The following is a 23,920-nucleotide window of genomic DNA, read 5'->3' as shown; positions in this document are numbered from 1 at the left end:
AAGGTTCCGTATCACCACAATGGAGTATTTATATGAGCGAACAACTACGTCAAGCCGCATTGGATTTCCACGAGTTCCCTATCCCGGGAAAAATTGAAGTTACCCCCACTAAATCATTGGCAACCCAACGCGATTTAGCCCTCGCTTATTCTCCGGGTGTGGCGGAGCCTTGTTTAGAAATTGAAAAAGATCCTTTAGCATCTTATAAATACACTGCACGCGGGAACTTGGTGGCTGTGATTTCAAACGGTACCGCAGTTCTAGGATTAGGCAATATCGGTGCGCTTGCCGGTAAGCCTGTGATGGAAGGAAAAGGTGTCTTATTTAAAAAGTTTGCCGGTATTAATGTATTTGATATTGAAGTAAATGAACATGATCCGGACAAGTTAGTGGATATTATCGCCTCGCTTGGGCCTACTTTTGGTGGTGTAAACCTTGAAGATATTAAAGCACCGGAATGTTTCTATATTGAGCAAAAATTACGTGAGCGTATGAATATTCCCGTGTTCCATGACGATCAACACGGTACAGCAATTATTAGTGCGGCAGCAATTATTAATTCACTTCGCATTATTGGTAAAAAAATTGAAGACGTACGTCTCGTTGCCTCCGGAGCTGGGGCTGCTTCTATTGCTTGTTTGAATTTATTACTCTCCCTTGGGATGAAACGTGAAAATATCACTATTTGTGATTCAAAAGGTGTGGTATATAAAAATCGTGGTGATCGTATGGATAAAACGAAAGAAGATTATGCGATTGAAGACAACGGTTGGCGCACATTAGCTGATGCTATCCCGAATGCGGATATTTTCCTCGGTTGTTCTGCCGCAGGGGCATTGACACAAGATATGGTTAAAACTATGGCGGCGCACCCAATAATTCTTGCCTTGGCTAATCCTAATCCTGAAATTACCCCGCCGGAAGCCAAAGCCGTTCGTCCTGATGCGATAGTTTGTACCGGTCGTTCAGACTATCCGAATCAAGTTAACAATGTCCTTTGTTTCCCATTTATTTTCCGTGGGGCATTAGATGTGGGGGCAACCACGATTAATGAAGAAATGAAGCGTGCGACGGTTTATGCCATTGCCGATTTGGCACTTGAAGAACAAAATGACGTAGTGACTTCAGCCTATGGCGGAGAAGGCGCAACCTTTGGTGCAGATTATGTGATTCCACGTCCGTTTGACCCTCGTTTAATTGTACGTATCGCTCCTGCTGTGGCAAAAGCCGCAATGGATTCAGGTGTCGCTACACGCCCCGTCTTGGATTGGAATGGATACATTGAAAAATTGACTCAATTCGTTTACAAAACCAGCTTGTTTATGCGACCGATTTTTAATCAAGCCAAATCTGCAAAACAGCGTATTATCCTTGCGGAGGGGGAAGAGGCAAAAGCCTTACATGCGGTACAAGAAGTGGTTTCCATGGAACTTGCCTTGCCAATTTTAATTGGTCGTAAAGATGTGATTGAAGAAAAAATCAAAAAACTGGGTTTACGTTTGGAAGTAGGGGGAAACGTCGAAGTAGTAGATAATGAAAATAATCCACGTTATGAAGAATGTTGGAAATATTATTACAACCTCACAAAACGCAAGGGCGTCACACCAGCAATCGCTAAACGTGTTGTGCGTTCAAACACAACTGTACTTGCCTCCGTCTTAGTCAATTTAGGCTATGCAGATGGATTAGTATGCGGTTTGTTTGGTTCTTATGGCAAACATTTAGATTCTATTAGAGATATTATTGGCTTAAAAGATGGGGTAAAAACCGCCGCAGCTTTAAATAGCCTTGTATTGCCAAGCGGTAATGTTTTCTTAACGGATACGCATGTCAATGATGATCCAAGTGCAGAAGAATTAGCAGAAATAACCTTAATGGCGGCTGATGAAGTTCATCGTTTTGGTATTGAGCCGGCGGTTGCCTTGCTTTCTCATTCCAATTTTGGTTCATCAAACACGCTAGGCGCACCAAAAGTACGTGATGCTTTGAAAATTGTACAAGAACATAACCCACAGTTAATGATTGATGGCGAAATGAGAGGTGACATTGCACTTTGTGCAGCACAACGTACAGAGGTTATGCCGGATAGCCCGTTAAAAGGTTCGGCGAACTTACTTGTGTTTCCTAATTTAAGTGCGGCACGTATTAGTTACAGCTTATTGCGTGGCACTACCACGGCCGTCACAGTAGGACCAATCTTAATGGGAATGAATAAATCAGCCCATATATTAAACCCAAGCGCTTCTGTTCGCCGGATCATTAATATGATTGCTTATGCAGCAGTAAAAGCACAACAAGACTAATTTGTTTGAGTAAAAAGTGCGGTCAATTAAATTTCTGTTTTATTGACCGCACTTTGTTTTTAATTAGCTAGTTATTTATTCGCTAAAATTACGGCTCTTGTTGGGGCTTGGTAACCTTCAATGGTTTTACTCTGATCATTTGGATCTAAAAAATCAATCAGGCTTTCGTTTTCCAACCAATCGGTTTTACGCTGTTCTTCCAATGTGGTTGGGGCGACATCGACACAGCGAGCGTGAGTGAAACCTACTTTTTCTAACCAGTTAATTAATGTGGCAACCGAGGGAATAAAATAGACATTTTTCATTTTGGCATAGCGATCTGTTGGCAGGAGAACAGTATTGGCATCGCCATCTACCACAAGGGTTTCTAGTACGAGTTCTCCACCTTTCTTCAATTGATTCTTAAGTTGAATAAGATGATCGAGGGGGGATTTTCGGTGGTATAACACGCCCATTGAAAACACGGTATCAAAGGCAGCAAGCGGTTGCATTTGCTCTATTCCAAGAGGAATGAGGTTTACACGGCGATCATTATTGAGGAGTTTACGAACTGCTTCAAATTGACAAAGGAAAAGTTCTGTGGGATCAATCCCCACCACCATTTTTGCCCCTTCACCCAGCATTCGCCACATATGATAACCGCTACCGCAGCCTACATCTAAAATAGTGCGATCTTTTAGTGGGGAGAGATGAGGAAGCACACGATCCCATTTAAAATCAGAACGCCATTCGCAATCCACATGAATACCGAATAAATGATAAGGGCCTTTCCGCCAAGGCATGAGCTGTTTTAAATGGTGAATAATACGTTGTTTTTCACCTTCTGAAAGCGGATAAGTGCGGTCGGATTTCACTGCATTTTTGAGATCAATACTCTCGGCATATAAATCAGGCAAAAAATCCACGACTTTTGACCATTTTTCATAGTCACCATGGGTTTGTTTTTCCCACGCTTTGAGTTGAAGGGGGAGGGTATCTAACCAATCGGATAATGGGCTTGTAGCAATTTGTTGATAAAATGGGCGAAAATCGATCATTTTGTTTCCTTACGGGCTTTTGAGAGCAAAATAATCCTAGAAAAGGTATTGAGGATCTAAGAAAGCTCGCATTCTACCTTATTTAGATTTATTATTCTATTTGTGAAAATAAGATTCAGAGACAAGAAATAATGGATGCCGTAGAGTTATTGATGAATGTAACCCCCAATGAAACCCGTATTGCATTGATGGAAATGGGCGGATTGAAAGAAGTTCATGTAGAACGCCAAGCAAAACGTGGCATTGTGGGAAATATTTATAAAGGGCGGGTAATGCGTGTATTGCCCGGTATGCAGTCCGCTTTTGTGGATATAGGCTTGGAAAAAGCGGCATTTCTGCACGCCTCCGATATTGTATCTCATACTGAATGCGTGGATGAGAATGAACAGAAACAATTTAAAGTAAAAAGTATTTCTGAGCTGGTTCGAGAGGGACAGGATATTGTCGTACAAGTTGTAAAAGATCCCCTAGGTACAAAAGGTGCACGTTTAACCACTGATATTACATTACCTTCCCGCTATCTTGTATTTATGCCGGAAAATAGCCATGTAGGGGTGTCACAACGTATTGAAAGTGAAGAAGAACGTACCCGTTTGAAGGCATTGGTAGAACCTTTCTGTGATGAATTAGGGGGATTTATTATTCGCACGGCAACAGAGGGGGCAACTGAGGAAGAGCTTCGCCAAGATGCGGAATTTCTTAAACGTTTATGGCGAAAGGTATTAGAACGTAAAAGTAAATATCCTACCCGCTCAAAGATTTATGGTGAACCTGCACTCCCACAGCGAATTTTACGTGATTTTATTGGGACGAGATTGGAAAGAATCCGTATTGATTCAAAGCTTTGTTTTAACGAAGTGAAAGAATTTACCGATGAATTTATGCCGGAATTAAGCGATAAGTTAGTACTTTACTCCGGAAATCAACCGCTCTTTGATGTGTATGGTGTAGAAAATAGCATTCAACAGGCTTTAGATAGACGGGTGAATTTAAAATCCGGTGGTTATTTGATTATCGAACAAACAGAGGCGATGACGACTATTGACATTAACACCGGCGCATTTGTCGGGCATCGTGATTTAGCAGAAACGATTTTTAACATCAATATTGAAGCAACAAAAGCTATTGCCCAACAACTTCAGTTACGCAATCTTGGTGGAATTATCATCATTGATTTTATTGATATGCACTTGGAGGATCACCGCAATCGAGTATTGGAATCTTTACAAGAGGCTCTTTCCAAAGATCGTGTTAAAACAAATGTTAATGGTTTCACTCAACTTGGTTTAGTTGAAATGACACGTAAGCGAACCCGTGAAAGCCTTGAACATATCCTATGTGATGAATGTCCGGCGTGCCGTGGTCGTGGTCATGTGAAAACGGTGGAAACGGTATGTTATGAAATTATGCGTGAGGTAATTCGCGTGTATCATTTATTCAGCAGCGAGCAATTTGTTGTATATGCTTCCCCTGCAGTGGCGGAATATTTAATTAACGAAGAATCTCATGGGCTTTTACCCGAAGTGGAAATGTTTATTGGCAAACGTGTCCAAGTAAAAACAGAACCCTTTTATAACCAAGAGCAGTTTGATGTTGTGGTGATGTAACAAAGTGGTGGTAAAACAAAAGTGCGGTCAATTTTGACCGCGCTTTTTTATGTTTTCGATATTATGTATCTGTTGCACAACGCTATTTTTGGGCTCGCTTGTAGGGATATATTGCAAGTGACAAAATTTTAATATATTGAAATGATTTGTTTCTTATAAGGGACACACGCAGTATCTCCCTACTTTCGTTGAAATTTCTGTTTTGTACTTGCCACATAACATTATCACTTTTGAAATGAAATAATATCAAATCATTTCTTATTACGATTGATTATCAACTAGAGTTTAATGTTATACTGCGAAACCATAAATGGTTTTTACTTATCCACTAAGGACGCGAAATGAATTGGACGCAAGAATTGTTGAATTCTTTTTATTGGATAATCAGTGTCATGGGGATTATCTTGACGATTTCTCCCCTGGTTGCATTCCTTTTGATCAGGATGACTAAGTGGGGAAGAGAGTTTTGGCTTTTAAGTGCTGATTATTTTTCAATTAAACGCAGAATTAAACCTTTGGCTTATTTTTTCACTGTGCTATTTTTTAGCTTGGTGACAGTTCGAATTGATATTTTATTATCAGAATGGAATAAAGCCTTATACAACGCATTGCAAAAGTTGGATGCCGCTGAATTTTGGGGGCAAATTATTGTTTTTGCTGTGTTATCAAGCGTGCATATTGCCAATGCCTTATTAATTTATTATGTACAGAAAGCCTTCACGATTCATTGGCGAAAATGGGCAAATGAAGCCATTTTAGATAAATGGTTTGTCAATCAAGCCTATTATAAAATGCTCTGTGATAGTGAAAAAACCGATAATCCGGATCAACGTATTCAACAGGATATTACCGCTTATATTACAAATTCCTTAAATTTATCCTTGGGATTAATCAAGTCCGTGACTTCAATGGTGTCATTTACGATTATTTTATGGGGGCTATCAGGTCCTATGCCGATAGGGGATTTTACGTTGCCTCATGCTATGGTGTTTTTGGTTTTTATTTATGTATTATCCAGCACCGTATTTGCTTTTAAAATTGGTAAACCTTTAATCAGGCTTAATTTTAATAATGAGAGATTGAACGCTAATTATCGTTACTCTTTAATGCGTATGAAAGAATATGCCGAAACTATCGCCTTTTTTAAAGGTGAAAAAGTGGAAAAAAATCAGCTACTCGCTCAATTTAACAAAGTGATTGATAATGTTTGGAAAATTGTACATCGAACCCTAAAATTTAATGGATTTAATCTTGCGGTGACACAGGTGTCGACAATTTTTCCCTTTTTAATTCAGGCGACCCGCTTTTTTGAGAAGCAGATCCAATTAGGTGAATTAATGCAAACGGCCCAAGCTTTTAGAAGGGTTCAGTCCTCTCTCTCTTTTTTCCGTAATATTTATGATGATTTTGCCGGTTATCGTGCGGTGTTGGAACGTTTGAACGGTTTTTATCAAGCCACTGGGGAAGCCCGCCATTTTGTCAATATTAAAATTGAAGAAGATAAAAATAACGTTATTTTTGAAGATCTTACTGTTAAAACCCCTGAAGGGGAGGTTTTAGTTAGGGAACTTAACATTCATTTATCTTTAGGAGATACATTATTAATTCAAGGTCTTTCAGGTTCAGGGAAGACGACCCTATTGAGAGCGGTTGCCGGTTTGTGGCGATATGCAGAAGGAAAAATATCTTACCCATTCCATAATAGTTTATTTATTGCTCAAAAAACGTATTTACCTCAAGGTCGTTTGATTGATGCACTATATTACCCAAATACTGTGCCTACTGATGTTAATCTCAGTAATGTTGCAAGCGTTTTAGATAGGGTTCAATTAGCACATCTTGTTGAAAAATTAGAGGAAGAAAATGATTGGACAAGAATTTTATCGCTTGGTGAGCAACAACGTATTTCTTTTGCCCGAATATTACTTTATCGTCCTATGATGATTTTTTTAGATGAGTCAACGTCAGCACTCGATGAGTATCTGGAAGAGCAGATGTATCTTCTTCTGAGAAAAGCGCTGCCGGGAAGTATCATTATTAGTGTGGGACATCGTTCTACATTATTTCATCATCACCAGCAATGTTTACGACTTCATACTGATGGGACTTGGTACTTAACTAACCTTTAACCATAGTTCGAATATGAATTCTTTTTGAATTTTGGGGGAGATTTATTGAAAATATCTCCCTCATTTGTTTGAATTTGTGATCTATCTCTCATTTTTTTCATTTTATTTTTAGTACACTCTAAAATCCTTAATGATAATCTTTCTTATTTGTAAAAGGGTTTAGCTTATTATGATGAAAAAAACACAGGTTGCGACATTCATTTCTTCTTTATTTATTACTTCAATAGCCTATGCTGATAGTTTGGAATCGGAAAATCAATTAGAGACGATTTCTGTGATTGCGAACTCATCATCGGGGTTTTCCGGCGCTGTAACACTTTCATCGGAGGATATCGCCCGTAAACCGGCAAGAAATGGGAATATTTCAGAATTACTTAAGAATAATCCGGCAGTACAGTTTAGCGGTACAACAAATAATTCAGCACAGGCGGGTGAAATTGCCCCTGATTTAGTCAGTTTTCATGGTGAGCCCTATTATAACAATAGCTATTTAATTGATGGTTTATCAAACAGTGATATGCTTAACCCTGGTTCATCTAATGGAGGGTATCGATCTGCTGAGGATTTTACTCAACCCACTTCTATGTATATTGCCCCCGGGTCGCCGGAATCTTTCTACATTAATAGTCGTTTATTAGGCAATGTTGCTGTTTATGATAGCAATGTACCGGCAAAATATTCTCGCTTTACCGGTGGTGTTGTCGATGCACAAATTAAAGAACCTGAAGTCTCAAAATCAAGTGGTTCAATCAGCTACCGTACCACTCGTGATAGTTGGACATCGTTTCAACTTAGTGATGAAGAGCGGTTAGAATTTGATAATGCTTACGCTGAAAGCAATGTCCAACCAAAATTTACTAAACATATTTTTGATTTCACGTTAAATCAGCCTATTAATGATAAAGCCGGTATATTATTCAGCTATAACCGTACACAGTCTAAAATGCCGGAATATCATCAGGGACTAAATCGTTGGGAAAAAGAGCGGCGTTTAGCAGAAACCTTTTTGGTGAAAGGCAGCTATCAAACAAGTGATCAACATAAACTATTGGCTACATTACTATATTCTCCTCATGAAAGTGTGTATTACAACGACAATGTTAAAAATGGGCGCTATGTAAGTGATGGTGGTGGTTGGCGTGCTAACATTGAATCACAATATGCAGATGATTGGGGGATAGTGAAGAGTATTCTTGCTTATCAGTATAACCGCAATCGAATCGCTTATGATGCAGGTACAAATTATTACAATTGGGTAGGGAATACTTTGCTGAGTACAGCCGGCACAGAATGGTGTTCGTTAAAAAATAAAAAATCGGGAAAATGTGATTATAAGCGAGAAGGGGGAATCGGTGAGTTATCTTCAGAGCTTAAAACATTAACATTGAAACAAGATTATGAATTAGAGCCTCTAAATTGGGGAAAGAGCGAACATAAGCTCTCTTTGGGCTGGCAGATAGATTTTGCTTCCGCACAGTCTGAGCGTCCAAATGCTGTGCGTTATATGCAATCAGTTCTTAATTATAACGGAAAAGATGGACGGGTTGTTTTAGCACCAAATTTTAATTCATTATTCAGAAATACGGGAAAAAATTGCCTTGATTGTATTCCAACTGAACAATTTCAAAATAGAATGACCTATTACTCGGCTTTTAATACGAAAGTCAATGTGAATAACTATAATCTCTATTTTTCTGACGAAATTTATTGGCAACGTTTTAAATTTGTACCGGGTGTCAATGTAAACTATGACAGCTTCTTAAAAAATCTCAATATTGCCCCTCGTTTTGCCTTTAATATTAATGTGTTAAATGATGACAGTTTTAATATTACAGGGGGTTATAACCGTTATTTTGCTAACAATATGTTGGCTTATGCGTTACGTTCAAATATTCCTTGTAATCGGGAAGGAGAGCGTTATGCGGATAAAAATGGTTCGGGAGAATGGAAATTAGGTGATTGTACCAACAACTCTATTTCTTGGGCGAACAGTCGGGATTTAAAAACACCTTATAGTGATGAATATAACCTTGGTTTTAACTACCGGCTAGCGGATCACACCTTGGTATTTAACTGGGTTCATCGTAAAAGTGAGCGCCAATTTACACCGGTGAAACAAGATTTGAAAAAGAACGCCCCTAAAGAAATGTCAAATGAGGGGAAAGGGCAAACAAACACCTTTACACTTAGCTTCCAAAATAATAAAGCCTATCAATTGGGTAAAATATTGATGAACTATCGTGCAGGTTTACGCTATCAAAATCGACATGTGAATTATCATGGTAATTATGATGATAGCTTAGTTTTCGATCCCGCTGCATTTAATGGTCGATACTACCTTTTTGAAGGGAAACGTTATGCCACGGTAAATGAATTACCACCGTTTAACTTTAATCAACCTTGGGAAGGCTTTCTTGAACTTCAAACCGATATTCCGGCTTGGAATTTAAAGTGGACACATACTCTTAATTATAAAACGGGCTATAAAGCTTATAACCGCTATGATGTTGCTCAATGTGTGAACTCAAGCCAGCCTCAAGCCTGCGGTGATTATAGTGGGGCGGTTTATGATTACCGTCTGAAAAAATACAGTGGAAAAGCTACATTAGATTGGCATTTACTTTGGGCATTACCTATCCGTGAACAAAAAATGGAAGTGAGCCTTGATGTATTGAATGTCTTTAACAGTCGGATTGCAACCGCGAGTCCTCGTTCTGAATATTTAGGCGGAACGGAAAGCCAAAGCATAACGAGTTATGAATTAGGCCGTCAATTTTGGCTAGGCATTGCTTACCACTGGTAACCAATATATCTATTTATCAAAAAAGAGAACACGTTAGGATGATGATGTCCTAACGTGGTTTTTATTTGCAGTTTATGGAGTTGATTTTGCGTAACCTATTTTATCTTTTCTTATTTTTATTTTCGGCAAACGTTGTTGCCGTTTCCCCTATTCCTGTTCAGGGACAATTAGAAAACGGTTTACGTTACACGATTTTACCTATTCATACCCAGCCACAGCGTGTTGATGTCATTATGCGGGTTTATGCCGGTGCGATTGATGAAACGCCGGCACAAAGTGGCGTTGCTCATATGGTGGAACATATGGCGTTTCGTGCCACGGAAACTCATTCAAAAGGCGTGATGCCCTACCTTCATCAGCAAGGTTGGTTACGGGGAAAAAATTACAATGCCTTTACCAACCAAGAAAACACGACCTATATTTATATTCCACCGAAAGCATTCAGCCTAACGGAAACATTGGATGTGGTGAAACAAATGCTTTTTAAGGCTCAAATTACGGCGAGTGATTGGGAAGATGAACGTAAAATTATTTTAGAGGAGTGGCGGACAAGAGACAGCTCAAAACGACGTCTCTTTGAACAACGCCAAAGTTCTTATCGTGTTGGTTCACGTTATGAAAATCGCCCGGTGATTGGTACGGAAAAGAGTATCAACACGATGCCGGTTACGGAATTACAACGATATTACAAAACGTGGTATGTACCCAATAATATGCAGTTACTGCTTGTTGGAGATATTAAAGCAAATGAGGCTGAAAAATTAATCAAAACGTTTTTTGCCGATTTGCCACGAAAAGTACTTCCTACTCGGGGTAACGATTATTATGAGCCTGCATTAGATGAACAAATTAAAGTTGATAGGCTTAGTGATCCCCAAAATAGCAATAGTCAAGTGAGCTATTTATGGCGGTTTGATGACAGTGCAAGCCAAGCTCAAACAGAGATGGGGTTTGAACAACGTCTTATTAATCAATTAGCCGTAAATAGTTTAAATCAGCGTTTTAGAAACGAAAAAGATCAAATACCGACAACCTTGTCTTCTCTCTCTGCCCGCCAGATCCCAGTAGGAAAAATAACATCGGCTTTAGTTCTTTCGGCTAATGTTGAGAAACAATCACATCGTGTTGGGGCAAATTATATTATTGAGCAAGCCGAGCGACTAAAACGTTATCCGATTACACAGACAGAATTGGATAAACAGAAAGAAAAAATTTTATTTCAGCTAGAAAACGACAAGGTAACCCAACAAAATTTCACCTTTGAAGATTGGGTGCAAGCTATGATTAATACCCTACTGAATGAGAAAGCCTACTATAACCAAGTTCAAATTGAACAAATGACTAAAAATGGAATAGAAAAAATCAGTTTGGAGGAGATTAATCAGCGTATTCAAGATTGGCTCAATGCCTCCGATCAAGTTTTTCAATATATGCCGCCATTAAATGTTGAAATGTCGCCAATTAAACTGACGGAAATTCAACAATGGTGGAAAATCGCTAGACAAGCTGATTTTCGTCGCCCTACAGAAAGTGCAAATGAGAAAATGACATTTTCTCCACTAAAACAACAAGGTCGTATTGTGAAAGAGCAACGTTTTCCAACACAAAATACAGTGCGTTGGACGCTTTCTAATGGGGATATTGTCGTTTGGTTAAAATCTCCGATTGCAAAAACAAAAAGCTACTTTGTTGCACAAAATCAGGCCGGCTCCAATGCCTCGATTATTCAAGATTGGAAGGGCAAATTGGCAATACAACTTATTGGCAATAATGCACCACTCAATTGGACACGTAATCAAATGCTGGAGTGGAAAGAAAATAATCATATTCCCCTTGTTATTCGGCAAAGTTTTGACAAGCTTAATATTCTCAGTACTGTTGAAAACAATAAATTTGCCGACTTACTTCGTTTCTACTATGCACAACAGAAAGAAACGACAATAAAAGAAGAATTTGATAAAACGAAAAGGGAAAAAATCCGCAGTGTTGAGTTACAGTCTCAGTCTGATAACTTTAAACGTAATTTAGCATGGGAAACCTTTGTTTACGGGCAGCCTATCAATCCTCAACCGAGTATTAAACAAATTGAAATGCTCACAGAGTCAGATCTGATGCAACAATGGCAGGCTCTTTCTCGTGTACCGGTTACCTACTTTATTCTGAATAATATGGAAGAAAGAAAAGTGCGGTCACTTCTGGAACAGAATTTAGCCGGGATTGAACGGGGAAAAAATATTGAAACCGAGCCCTTAAAAGTGCAGGCGGGGTCTTTAGAAGAAAAATTTGCGATGAATCCTGAGCCAAAGGATAACGTGTATATCTCGTGGTTTACGCCGGATAACTGGGAAGCGAAAAAAGCCTTGATGATTGAATTTGCCGGTAACATTGCTTCGGAAAAATTAAGCCAAAAAATGCGGGATGAAACACTCGGTATTTATAGCAAACGCTTTAAAAGCCGCTTACAAGCGGAGACTAACCGAACACAAACAACATTAACTTTTTCCTCCAATCCTGAGATGACAGATAAACTGATTGAAATGGCAAAACGGGTATTAGCTGATTTACCTACCAGCATCACGGCAGAAGAATTTGATACGGCAAAACGTTATTTTTACCAAACGGAAGAAAGCCAACAGCAATCTCCTGAGGCATGGTTAGAGCGACTCATTTATAGCGAAAACCGTTTTCATACCCCTCAGTATTTAACGGAAATTAATCAGCTTGTTGAAAGCATTACCCTTGATGAAGTAAAGTCTGTTGCGAAATATCTCTATAATCCTGAAAATCAACGGATATTTATTACAACGCATAAAAAATAAATTTTCTATGGGAAGTTCATAGCAATAAACAAAAAAGTATTTCAATGAAATATAGGGGCGTTATAAAACCAAATCATTTCAAACCGTCAAAATTTTAACCTGTTGAAATAACTTGATTTTTATAACGGATACACGCAGTGTATCCCTACAATGTCGTTGAAATTTCTATTTTGTGCATTTGCTACATAATACCGAATAAAAGAAAAAGTGCGGTGAAAATTGACCGCACTTTTTTCTTTCAATTTGTGATCTACCTCACATTTTTATAAGAAAACACTGTAATCTAGGAAAAATTCTTAGGGTTTCTACGTGATATTTGCAAGGGAAATAATGGATTCCGATCTAATATGCGCAAAATTATTTTATTCGGAGTCTATATTATGCTTAATTTTTTAAACGAAGTGAGAAAACCGACACTTGACTTACCGGTTGAGGAACGTCGCAAAATGTGGTTTAAACCTTTTATGCAATCTTATTTGGTGGTATTTTTTGGTTATATGGCCATGTATTTGGTGCGTAAAAATTTCAATATTGCCCAAAATGATATGATCGATACTTATGGGCTAACCAAAACCCAATTAGGGATGATAGGGCTGGGATTCTCCATCACTTACGGTATTGGTAAAACCGTGGTGTCTTATTATGCAGACGGGAAAAATACCAAGCAATTTGTTCCGTTTATGTTAATTCTTTCTGCCCTCTGTATGTTGGGATTCAGTGCAAGTATGGGCAGCGGTAGCGTTGCAATTTTCCTGATGGTGGCATTCTATGCGTTAAGTGGTTTCTTCCAAAGTACCGGCGGATCTTCAAGTTATTCTACCATTACAAAATGGACACCACGTAAAAAACGTGGCACGTTTTTAGGTTTTTGGAATCTTTCCCATAATGTGGGTGGTGCAGCCGCAGCGGGTGTGGCATTGTTTGGTGCAAATGTATTTTTTGATGGCCATGTGCTAGGAATGTTTGTGTTCCCTTCAATTGTTGCATTAATCATCGGTTTTATTGGTTTGCGTTATGGGAGTGATTCTCCTGAAGCTTATGGTTTAGGCAAAGCGGAGGAATTATTTGGGGAGAAAATTTCTGAAGAAGATAAAGATGCAGAAGAAAATCAACTCACGAAAAAGCAGATTTTTATCCAATATGTTTTGAAAAACAAAGTAATTTGGTTACTTTGCGTTGCAAATATTTTTCTTTACATTGTGCGTATCGGTATCGACCAATGGTCTCCAGTGTATGCTTACCAAGAATTAGGTTTTTCAAAAGATGCTGCAATTTCAGGTTTCGCTCTCTTTGAAGTCGGTGCGCTTGTTGGGACATTTTTGTGGGGATATTTATCTGATTTAGCGAATGGTCGCCGTACGTTGTTGGCGTGTGTGGCATTAATCCTTATTGTGTTCTCTCTTGAGTTCTATCAATTTGCAACAAATGAGACCATGTATTTAGTCACCTTATTTATTCTTGGTTTCTTAGTTTTCGGTCCACAATTATTAATTGGTGTCGCTGCTGTCGGTTTCGTACCGAAAAAAGCGATTGCGGTCGCAGATGGTGTAAAAGGAACTTTTGCTTATTTAATCGGTGATAGTTTTGCGAAATTAGGCTTGGGAATGATTGCAGATGGTACACCTATTTTTGGTTTAACCGGTTGGGAAGGCACTTTCGCCGCCTTAGATATTTCTGCGGTAGTCTGTATGGTGTTATTGGCCTTTGTGGCGATTGCTGAAGAACGTAAAATCCGTTATTTGAAAAAACGAGAAGCGGCAAAATCTTAGAAGATGCGTTTAATCCCATCATTCATTATGCAAAGTGCGGTCAAAATAGAAAGATTTTTGGTATTTGTAGCAAATGCATAAGAATAGAAATTCCAACTAAATATAGGGACAGTGGTTGGCTGTCCCTACAAGTATCCCAAAATCAGTTTTGTGCGATTGCTACATCATGCCATAAAATCATCAAGAATTGACCGCACTTTTTTCAGTGCTAAAATCCGTCCCTTCTAAAAAACGAGGAAACCACAATGATAAAAGTTGTACTCATTGATGATCACATCATTGTGCGCTCAGGATTTGCGCAGTTACTTTCACTGGAAGAAGATATGGTTGTGGTGGGGGAGTTTGGTTCGGCGAAAGAAACCCGCCAAAAGTTACCTCACACAAAAGCCGATGTGTGTATTATTGATATTTCAATGCCTGATGAAAGTGGATTGGAACTGTTAAAAAGTATTCCCTCAGGTATTCATTGCATTATGCTCAGTGTAAATGATAGCGACATTGTGGTTAAAAAAGCGTTGGAACAAGGTGCAAAAGGCTACTTAAGCAAGCGTTGCAGTCCTGATGAGCTGATACAAGCTGTTCGCACCGTGTATGCCGGTGGCGTTTATTTAATGCCGGAATTGACGGTGAAATTGGTTTCAAATCGCACCGGCAACCCATTTGATCTGCTAACAAAACGTGAATTGCAAATTTGCGAATTGCTAAGTCAGGGACTTGAGGCTAAAGAGATGGGCGAAAAATTAGGCTTGAGTTTTAAAACGATTCATGCCCATCGTGCCAATATTATGAGCAAGTTGGAAGTGAAAAATAACGTAGAATTGACGAATTTATTTCACCAACATTATAAAGTATGACGTCATTGCTGACCTTTCTTTACAGTGGTTTCATTTTGTTTTGTGCCTACTTTTCTTTGTGGGCGATTTCCGATTATTTACTCGAAAATACCTTAATGGCATTACTGTTTTTACCTTTTGCTTTTCGGTTAGGGGTTAATTTACATATGCCAAAAGTATTTTGGTGGGTAAGTTATGGTGCTGAATTTTCTGTCTTGGGGTTGCTAATCTATGCGTCACAGGATGAATATTATTTGTCGTCCGGCATTTTGGCTCTCATTAGTGTGCCTATTACGCTGGTGATAAAGGAATATTACCAAGGTAATGAAATCAGTAAGCTCATCGTACAGAGTGGATTAGCACTTGTGATGAGTTTCATGAATGGCTTGGTTGGGGCGATACTTTCATTTTCCTTTTTTTATACGTTTCTGGTCAGTTTTACCGGAATGTTATTGATAATGCCCGCCTGCTTTTTAGTCGATGAATATCTTTTTAAGCGTGCTTGGATTCCGCTTACCGCACGATTGGTACATAAGCCGATTTCGTTACGAGCCAAACATATTCTAATTTATATCTTATTGTTTTTATTGAATATACTTATTCAAATTTATACGCCGGAAGAGTTTCATCGGTTTACTTTATTTTTCCTCTCTGTCCCCATTATTTTGCTCGCCTATGCCTATGGTTGGCAGGGGGCATTGCTTGGTACATTGTTAAATAGTATTGCGCTCACGGCGACGATGGGGAATTTTTCGAGTGGGGCATTAACGGATTTGTTACTTTCCCTTTCTGCACAAACGATTACGGGAATTTTTCTCGGTTTAGCGATTCAGCGACAACGGGATCTGAATCAAAGTTTGTCGACAGAACTGAATCGTAATCGCCATCTCACTCGGAAACTTATTAATACGGAAGAGGCGATTCGTCAAGACATCTCCCGTGAATTACACGATGAAATAGGACAAAACATCACGGCAATTCGTATGCAGGCTTCTATTATGAAACGTTTGGAACCTTCCCCTAAAATAACGGAAGTGGTCGGGATGATTGAGCAACTTTCTCTAAACATTTACGATACTACAAAGGGATTATTAAACCGTATTCGCCCTAAAATGTTAGATGATGTTTCACTCCAGCAGGCGATTCAGAATTTACTTTTAGAACTCGATCTCAAAACTCACGGAATTTCGACCGCACTTTCTTGGGAAAATAAAGATAATGTAAAGTTTGAGCATATCCAAGAAATTACCCTTTATCGTTTATGTCAAGAAGGATTGAATAATATTGTTAAACATTCCTCTGCCACTGCGGTGAGTCTTGCCATTATTATTCGTAAAGATATTCAATTAATCATTCAGGATAACGGTAAGGGATTTGATCCGACAAAAGTCAAACAAGGTTTTGGCTTGAAAGGGATGCAAGAACGGGTTGATATTTTATGTGGGACATTTCAATTGATTTCCTGTGAACAAAGAATATCACCAAAGCAGCACGGCACAACGATTAAAATTACTCTGCCAAGGATTTAAGATGACAATATTTTCCTCAAAAATTGACCGCACTTATAGCTATTGGCGTATGCATTTGATGATCGCCATGTATATCGGTTATGCAGGCTTTTATCTCACAAGAAAGAGTTTTAATTTTGCCGTACCGGAAATGATCACCGATCTTGGTATTGAAAAAAGTGATATTGGGTTGATGGCGACCTTATTTTATATCACCTACGGGGGATCAAAATTTTTTTCAGGGATATTTTCCGATAAATCAAATCCTCGTCATTTTATGGCAATGGGTCTGATTATGACGGGGATTCTTAATATTGTCTTTGGATTATCAAATTCTGTGTTGTTTTTTACCGCACTTTGGGTGGCTAATGCGTGGTTTCAAGGCTGGGGCTGGCCTGCCTGTTCTAAGTTATTGACGAGTTGGTATTCTCGTCATGAACGTGGGCATTGGTGGTCGATTTGGAATACAGCGCACAATGTGGGAGGCGCATTGATTCCTTTGCTTATTGGTTATGTGACGTTACATTATAGTTGGCGCCATGGTTTTGCCATTGCCGGGGGATTGGCGATTTTTATTGGTTTTTTCTTGTTATGGCGATTACGTAATACACCGGAGTCCATGGGACTACCCAGTGTCGGACATTGGCGAAATGACGAATTGGAACTCAAGCAAGAATCTCTAGCTCCCCATTTAAGTTGGCGGGAAATTTTGCGCCGTTATGTTTTTTTGAATAAATATATTTGGTTGTTAGCGTTAAGTTATACCCTCGTTTATGTGGTGCGAACAGCGATTAATGATTGGGGCAATATTTATCTTACTGAAAAATACCATTACGACTTGGTTTCAGCCAACAGTGTCTTAGCGTTATTTGAAGTGGGGGGCTTTTTAGGATCACTTGTAGCCGGTTGGGGATCGGATCGTCTATTTTCCAGTAATCGTGGGCCGATGGCATTGCTTTTCGCCATTGGTATTTTCTTTTCCATTACCGCTTTATGGTTGCTACCAAAAGAAAATTATATTTTACAGACCGCACTTTTCTTTGTGGTTGGCTTTTTTATTTTTGGCCCTCAAATGTTAATCGGTATGGCAGCGGCAGAATGTTCCCATAAAAAAACACCCGGCACTGCGACCGGGTTTGTGGGATTATTTGCTTATCTTGGTGCTGCGATTGCCGGCTATCCTTTAGCTCTCATCGTGCAACAATTCCATTGGACTGGATTTTTTATCGTGGTGGCTTGTTGTGCCGCCGGCATTGCGCTTTCCTTATTGCCGTTTTTGAAAGCGCAAGGATAGCTTTTTTCCTCTATTTATTTTTCGTTAAACATCATAAGTGCCCATTACCATAGCTTGATCTAAAATATGCCCTTGCATAGCAAAATGGAGATCGTTGAAACGAAATCCCGTTTTGAGATCGAGTTTGGTATCAAGAGCATAGACGATTAATTCATAGCGGTGTAAGCAATTAGGCGGTGCCATTCCACCGTAAGCGGAGGCTTCCTCAAGCTCAAATTTGCCTAATACGCTTGCCCAAGAATTGGCGCCTTGCACATAATCTGTTGCGGTTTGGCTTTCATTTTCTTGCACGCTTGTGCGTTCAAGATTGGCGATTAGCCAGTGAATCCAGACAAATCCGCTTGCGGTAATGGCATCTTTATCTTCAAGCACCACAGCAAAAGATTTTGTGCCTTCCGGCACATCTTTGATTTCAAAGGGAATGGAATAAGTTGGCATACCGTTTGGGCTAAATTGTGTGCCTCGTTTGCCATATTTGTCTTCGAATACGCCATTTTTGATAGCGGAGCTGGTTACGATCATCATATTCTCCTTATTTTGAGTAATAAGCGGTGGTCTGAAATACTAGCATATCTTGCTTAGAAAACCACCACTGATGAGGTTAATCCAACAAATAGATGCTTTGATAAGGCATTAACAACACTTTATTTTCTTCTAATGACAGATCATCATAGTTATTCATTAGAATCTCGCCTTTCACATTTAACGCAATTTGTTGTGGTTGATCGCTTAAGTTTGCCAACACGGTCAAGGTTTGTCCGTTGGCTTGGCGTTGATATGTCCAAACGAACTTGTGATTCGGCAGTAAATCGGTGTAATTGCCCTCGGTTAGAATAGATAATTCTTTGCGAAGTTTGATGAGTGCCTGATAAGTGTAGAACACCGAGTGTTTATCCGCTAACGCTTTTTCTACATTGATTTCAGTATAGTTGCGTGCGACATCGATCCAAGGTTGGGCTGTGGAGAAACCGGCATTTTCACTCTCGTCCCATTGTACCGGCGTGCGGGAATTATCACGGGATTTCTGTGCCAGAATTTTTATAATCAGATCGTCATTGACGCCTTTTTCTTTGAGTTCCTCATACGCATTTAAGCTTTCCACATCGCGATATTCTTCTATCGTGGTGAAATTCGGATTGGTCATACCAATTTCTTCACCTTGATAAATATAAGGCGTACCTTGCATACCGTGAAGCAGCATCGCTAACATTTTAGCGGAAACCGTGCGAAGTTTCCCTTCATTGCCAAAACGTGAAACAATGCGAGGTTGATCATGATTACACCAAAATAAGGCATTCCACGCTTTGCTGTGCATTCCCTGTTGCCAGTAGTTAAAAATTGACTTCAGTTCGACAAAATCAGGTTGGGCGTATGTCCATTTGTCACCGTTCGGGTAATCCACTTTGAGGTGATGGAAATTGAAAGTCATAGATAACTCTGTGCCGTTCAAATTGGCATAGCGTTGGCAATGTTCAAGACTGGTGGAAGACATTTCACCCACACTCATCAAGCCGTAAGGCGTGAGAGCATGTTGATTGAGCATTTGCAAATATTCGTGGATCTTATGTCCATCGGTATAGAAACGGCGACCATCTCCCTCGAAATCATCTTCAAAATGCTCGGGTTTAGAAATCAAATTCACCACATCCAAACGCAATCCGTCAATGCCTTTTTCTGCCCAAAAACGGCAAATTTCAAACAATTCTGACCGCACTTTGGGATTTTCCCAATTTAAATCTGCTTGCTCGGGGGCGAATAAGTGCAAATAATATTTTTGTGCTTTGTCTGACCATTTCCATGCCGAACCGCCAAATTTTGATTTCCAGTTAGTCGGGTTTTCACGCCAAACATAGTAGTCGTGGTATTCACTTTGCGGATTTTCCCCTTCTTCAAACCAACGGTGGAAAGTAGAACTATGATTAAACACCATATCCATCACAATACGAATATTGCGTTTATGGACTTCTGCGATCAGCTGCTCGAAATCTGCCATCGTACCGTAGATCGGATCAATTTCACGGTAATTGGCGATATCGTAACCGTTATCAATTTGTGGGGAAAGATACATAGGCGTGATCCAAATGCCATCAATGCCTAGGGTTTGTAAATAGTCCAAACGTTTAATGATGCCTTGAATATCGCCTGTACCGCTGCCGCTGGTATCTTGGAATGATTTTGGGTAGATTTGGTAGATAACGCCGTTTTTCCACCAGTTTTGGTTATTCATTTTATTGTCCTTTTTATATTTTGTGCCAAAAGTGATTGACATCAATTTATTAGTCTAATCAAGGCAATTGCTCAAAAATTACTCTGCCAATTTCTGCAATAGCTTGGTTACGTTGTGCCATTGTTGCTCGGGTGTTTGTGAGATAAATTGAGAGCAGATAGCCGGTGCCGTCAGGTTTCCAGAAAATGCTAATGATTGATCTTGAGCCATGACTTCCTGCCCCCGTTTTATCGGCAATTTTCCACCCCTCTGGCAAGGTTGAGCGAAGTAGATCATTGGCTACTTGATCATCTAACATCCATTGGGTGAGCAGCATTTTTGAGGGAGCGGTGAGTAGATCAGTAAAAACAAATTGGTGAAGTAATCGAGCCGCTTCAATTGGGGTGGTGAGATCCAATCCTTTTTGGAGATTATCTCTGTTCATCTCAGGTTCACGCCGATCAAGACGGGTTTTATTTAGCCCGTGCTGTTTGAAATAATCACTGACTGCTTTCACGCCACCAATTTGCTTTACAATGAGGTTGGCTGCCGTGTTATCACTATAACTGACCGCTGCTGAGCAAAGTTCCGCCAAGTTCATTGTGGTCTTATTTTTGGTTATCGGTGAGTAGCTGACAATGTCCGTTGCCTGAATCGGCAATTTCTGTGTGAAAGAAAGAGCATTGTCTTCCGCTAAATCTAATGCAATCCCACAAATGAAAGCTTTATGGGTACTATTAAGCGGAAAAGCACGGTTTCCTTGATATTCAAACAGTACTTCTCCATCTGATGAAAGCAGGGCTACCCCAATATCCGCTTTTAATTTTTGTTCTTGCTGCGTAATGGTTTGTTTCCAATCTGCCTTTGACATTGCCGTAAGGGGCAATGCCAAAAGTAAACTGAAGACTAAAATTCCCTTATTCCACATCAGGGTTCTCCTATTATAAGGTTCCTGTTGCGGCTTTACGTTTGTAAACAATGGTTGTCAACACAAATGGGATCACGATCGCTGCGAGCATTGCAAGACTGAATACGCCCCAATATTGATGTTGAACGGAAAGAATACCAGGCAAGCCACCCACACCAATACTACCGGCTAACACGCCGGATAAACCGCAGATTAAGCCTGCTACGGCTGCACCGATCATTGCACATAACATCGGGAAACGATATTTGAGGTTAATCCCATACATGGCGGGTTCGGTTACGCCGAGATAAGCGGAAAGAGCGGCAGGAACTGCCACTTCGCGAGATTGCGCACTTTTATTCACATAGATAATTCCGACAACCGCAGATGCCTGAGCGATATTGGACAACGCAATGATTGGCCATACCGGTGTTCCGCCAATACTTTGGATCATCTGCATATCAATCGCAAGTGAGGTTTGATGTACGCCCGTAACCACAAGCGGCGCATAGAGAAACCCGAATAATGCTGCACCGATTGGGGCAAAATCTCCCGTCATGGCATATTTCACCACAAAGGCTACGCCATTACCGATTTCACGACCGATAGGTCCGATAATGCTATGAGCTAGGAACACGGCAAGGATAATGGAGACAACCGGTACAATGATAAGGTTTAAGAAATCAGGTACGATTTTTGTCATCAAACGCTCAATGTAAGAGAGCGTTAAACCCGCCATAATTGCCGGAATCACTTGTGCTTGGTAGCCGACTTTTTCAATACTAAACCAACCAAAATTCCAAGCTTCCGGCAATTGTGAACCAAGAGCATAAGAATTCATTAACTGTGGGGAAACAAGGGTAATCCCAAGAACAATACCTAAAATAGGCGAAGTACCCATTTTACGGGCAATAGACCAACAAATTCCCACCGGTAAGAAATGGAAAATGGCTTCACCAATCAACCATAAGAAACTGTGCATACTGTTCCAGAATGGGCTGATTTGTGTTAGCGTTTTACCGTCGAACATGGCTATATCGCCAATCACATTACGGAAACCAAGAATCAAACCGCCGCTAATTAATGCCGGTAGAAGGGGAATAAAAATATCCGCCATGTGCGAAATTAGGCTTTCGTACCATTTTTGATTTTGACGTGCGGCTGCTTTTATCTGTTCTTTATCCACGCTTGCCAAGCCTGTTTTTTCAAGCAAAATTTTGTAATAGTCGCCGACCTCTTGACCGATCACAACTTGATATTGTCCGCCGGTTGAGAAATTGGCTTTTACCATTGGTAAGGCTTCAATCGCCTTGGCGTCAACCTTACTTTCATCATTTAACACGAAACGTAAACGGGTAATGCAATGTGTCACTGTTGCAATATTTTCACGTCCACCAATCGCTACGATCAGCTTATCCACATTTTGCGGATCAATTTTTTGTTTTGCCATAAGAAAAACCTTCTTTTTCGTATAAAAATTAAACCGTTGCGGATTATACGCTTTAGATAGAGAAAGTAAATGGGAACGTTCCCATGATGGTAAAAGTTTATATCAGAAATGTGAGGAAGATCACGAAATTGAGAAATTATGGGTTATTTGTATGAGATGTAAGCAGATCGGCAAGTTATAGACAGGGGAAATAGAATAGATCAGGCTTAAGTGCGGTCATTTTTTATTCCTTTTATGCAAAATTATGTAAGGTAAGCATAATTATGTTTTGACTTCATAATTTTACCTAATTTTTTAGGGAGTGCAATTAAGATAGCTGAAACGAAACTAATTGCTGTTGTACGTCTCTATTTCCACGAATTTGTGCCAGTAGTAAGTCCACTGCTTGGTTTCCGGCTTGTTCATAGCCAAAATCTAGGCTTATCAAATTTGGTACGAAATGTTCCAAAAGGGGATTTTGTCCAATGTAAGCAAGCGGGCACATTAATTTCTGCTCTTGTAAATACTTTACCGCACCAACAGCAAGGCTGGTGGTGGCACATAATAAGGCATCAATCGGGAGACTGAGTCGAGCACAGTGCTGATAGCCCGCTTCAATATTAAGTTCAGTGAGGGAAAAATTAGGGGGGAGTTTATGCCGGTGGCAGAAATCCAAATAGCTTTGCGTTCGTAATCGTCCGGTTGTTTCATCTTGATTGTGTATGCCGAGATAGCCAATATGGTGATAGCCTTGGCTATGGAGTTTATGCATAAGCGCATGAATTGCACCTTGATCATCATAATAAACGCAAGAAATCTCCTTAAAATAGCGAGCAATCACAACCATATTGCCCTGCCATTGTTGTAGTATATCTTTGGAAAGAGGGGAAAACCCAAAGACAATGACACTATCTACTTGACGTTGTTTGAATAAATTGAGATGGTGGGCAACTTGTTTTTCATCGAACTGGCTTTCAACAATGATCGGCGTAATTTTTTGGCGATAAAGTGCGGTCAGAATCGCACGTAATGTTTGAGATTCACCGCTTGAATTGAGTTTTGAAACGATAATGCCCACTACGGGATCTTGTGCACCACGCATCGCTCGGGCAGAGCGATTTGGTTTGAACCCAATGGAATCAATGACAGTTTGGACTTTTTTCCGTGTTGTCTCATTGACTTTAGGATCGTGGTTTAATACACGGGAAACCGTGGATTTTCCCACTTGGCATAGTTTTGCGATATCCTTAATCGTATAATGTTTTTCCGTCATGGA

Annotated in this window: 15 protein-coding genes; 9 read left to right on the top strand and 6 right to left on the bottom strand. The window is 39.8% G+C overall.

Annotated features, from left to right (window positions below; translation table 11 throughout):
- The first annotated feature begins 32 nt into the window (after positions 1 to 32).
- A complete protein-coding gene (locus E4T92_RS00350) occupies positions 33 to 2,303 on the top strand; it encodes an NADP-dependent malic enzyme (RefSeq protein WP_135092984.1) in 2,271 nt (756 codons plus the stop codon).
- Between the two features lie 71 nt (positions 2,304 to 2,374).
- Here E4T92_RS00350 and cmoB read toward each other — a convergent pair whose 3' ends face one another.
- Positions 2,375 to 3,340 (bottom strand): tRNA 5-methoxyuridine(34)/uridine 5-oxyacetic acid(34) synthase CmoB, encoded by a 966-nt coding sequence (gene cmoB / locus E4T92_RS00345; protein WP_135092983.1) that lies wholly within the window; start codon positions 3,338 to 3,340, stop codon positions 2,375 to 2,377.
- 131 nt (positions 3,341 to 3,471) lie between these two features.
- On the opposite strand from cmoB, the gene rng reads away from it, so the two are divergent.
- The 8 genes from rng (at position 3,472) to E4T92_RS00305 (ending at position 18,102) form a co-directional block, all read left to right on the top strand.
- Positions 3,472 to 4,947 (top strand): ribonuclease G, encoded by a 1,476-nt coding sequence (gene rng, locus E4T92_RS00340; protein ID WP_135092982.1) that lies wholly within the window; start codon positions 3,472 to 3,474, stop codon positions 4,945 to 4,947.
- A 341-nt stretch (positions 4,948 to 5,288) separates the two neighbouring features.
- Positions 5,289 to 7,076 carry an ABC transporter ATP-binding protein/permease gene (locus E4T92_RS00335; protein ID WP_135092981.1) on the top strand — a complete coding sequence of 596 codons (1,788 nt, stop codon included), beginning with the start codon at positions 5,289 to 5,291 and terminating at the stop codon, positions 7,074 to 7,076.
- 169 nt (positions 7,077 to 7,245) lie between these two features.
- Entirely contained in the window at positions 7,246 to 9,879 is a 2,634-nt protein-coding gene (locus tag E4T92_RS00330; protein WP_135092980.1) for a Plug domain-containing protein, read from the top strand.
- 86 nt (positions 9,880 to 9,965) lie between these two features.
- The gene (locus tag E4T92_RS00325) at positions 9,966 to 12,698 is read left to right on the top strand and encodes a M16 family metallopeptidase (RefSeq protein WP_167753968.1); all 2,733 of its coding nucleotides are present in this window, start codon (positions 9,966 to 9,968) and stop codon (positions 12,696 to 12,698) included.
- 380 nt (positions 12,699 to 13,078) lie between these two features.
- Positions 13,079 to 14,467, top strand: coding sequence for a hexose-6-phosphate:phosphate antiporter (gene uhpT / locus E4T92_RS00320; RefSeq protein ID WP_135092978.1), 1,389 nt, complete (start codon positions 13,079 to 13,081; stop codon positions 14,465 to 14,467).
- A gap of 245 nt (positions 14,468 to 14,712) precedes the next feature.
- Entirely contained in the window at positions 14,713 to 15,321 is a 609-nt protein-coding gene (gene uhpA / locus E4T92_RS00315; RefSeq protein WP_135092977.1) for a transcriptional regulator UhpA, read from the top strand.
- Positions 15,318 to 16,829: a signal transduction histidine-protein kinase/phosphatase UhpB gene (uhpB, locus tag E4T92_RS00310; protein ID WP_135092976.1), complete on the top strand. Its 1,512-nt coding sequence runs from the start codon at positions 15,318 to 15,320 to the stop codon at positions 16,827 to 16,829. The genes uhpA and uhpB overlap by 4 nt, the downstream gene beginning before the upstream one ends.
- A gap of 1 nt (position 16,830) precedes the next feature.
- The gene (locus tag E4T92_RS00305) at positions 16,831 to 18,102 is read left to right on the top strand and encodes an MFS transporter (RefSeq protein WP_135092975.1); all 1,272 of its coding nucleotides are present in this window, start codon (positions 16,831 to 16,833) and stop codon (positions 18,100 to 18,102) included.
- A 24-nt stretch (positions 18,103 to 18,126) separates the two neighbouring features.
- Here E4T92_RS00305 and E4T92_RS00300 read toward each other — a convergent pair whose 3' ends face one another.
- From E4T92_RS00300 to E4T92_RS00280, 5 genes are all read right to left on the bottom strand, one after another.
- Positions 18,127 to 18,624: a YbhB/YbcL family Raf kinase inhibitor-like protein gene (locus tag E4T92_RS00300; RefSeq protein ID WP_135093242.1), complete on the bottom strand. Its 498-nt coding sequence runs from the start codon at positions 18,622 to 18,624 to the stop codon at positions 18,127 to 18,129.
- 79 nt (positions 18,625 to 18,703) lie between these two features.
- Entirely contained in the window at positions 18,704 to 20,329 is a 1,626-nt protein-coding gene (treC, locus tag E4T92_RS00295; RefSeq protein WP_135092974.1) for an alpha,alpha-phosphotrehalase, read from the bottom strand.
- 58 nt (positions 20,330 to 20,387) lie between these two features.
- Positions 20,388 to 21,236: a class A beta-lactamase gene (bla, locus tag E4T92_RS00290; protein WP_135092973.1), complete on the bottom strand. Its 849-nt coding sequence runs from the start codon at positions 21,234 to 21,236 to the stop codon at positions 20,388 to 20,390.
- Positions 21,237 to 21,249: 13 nt separating this feature from the next.
- Positions 21,250 to 22,665 (bottom strand): PTS trehalose transporter subunit IIBC, encoded by a 1,416-nt coding sequence (gene treB, locus E4T92_RS00285; protein ID WP_135092972.1) that lies wholly within the window; start codon positions 22,663 to 22,665, stop codon positions 21,250 to 21,252.
- A gap of 307 nt (positions 22,666 to 22,972) precedes the next feature.
- Positions 22,973 to 23,917, bottom strand: coding sequence for a substrate-binding domain-containing protein (locus E4T92_RS00280; protein ID WP_135092971.1), 945 nt, complete (start codon positions 23,915 to 23,917; stop codon positions 22,973 to 22,975).
- Positions 23,918 to 23,920 lie beyond the last annotated feature (3 nt).

The sequence above is a fragment of the Pasteurella sp. WM03 genome (genome assembly GCF_004570945.1).
GTDB lineage: Bacteria > Pseudomonadota > Gammaproteobacteria > Enterobacterales > Pasteurellaceae > Rodentibacter.
This window is presented reverse-complemented; position numbering and strand designations above follow the sequence as displayed.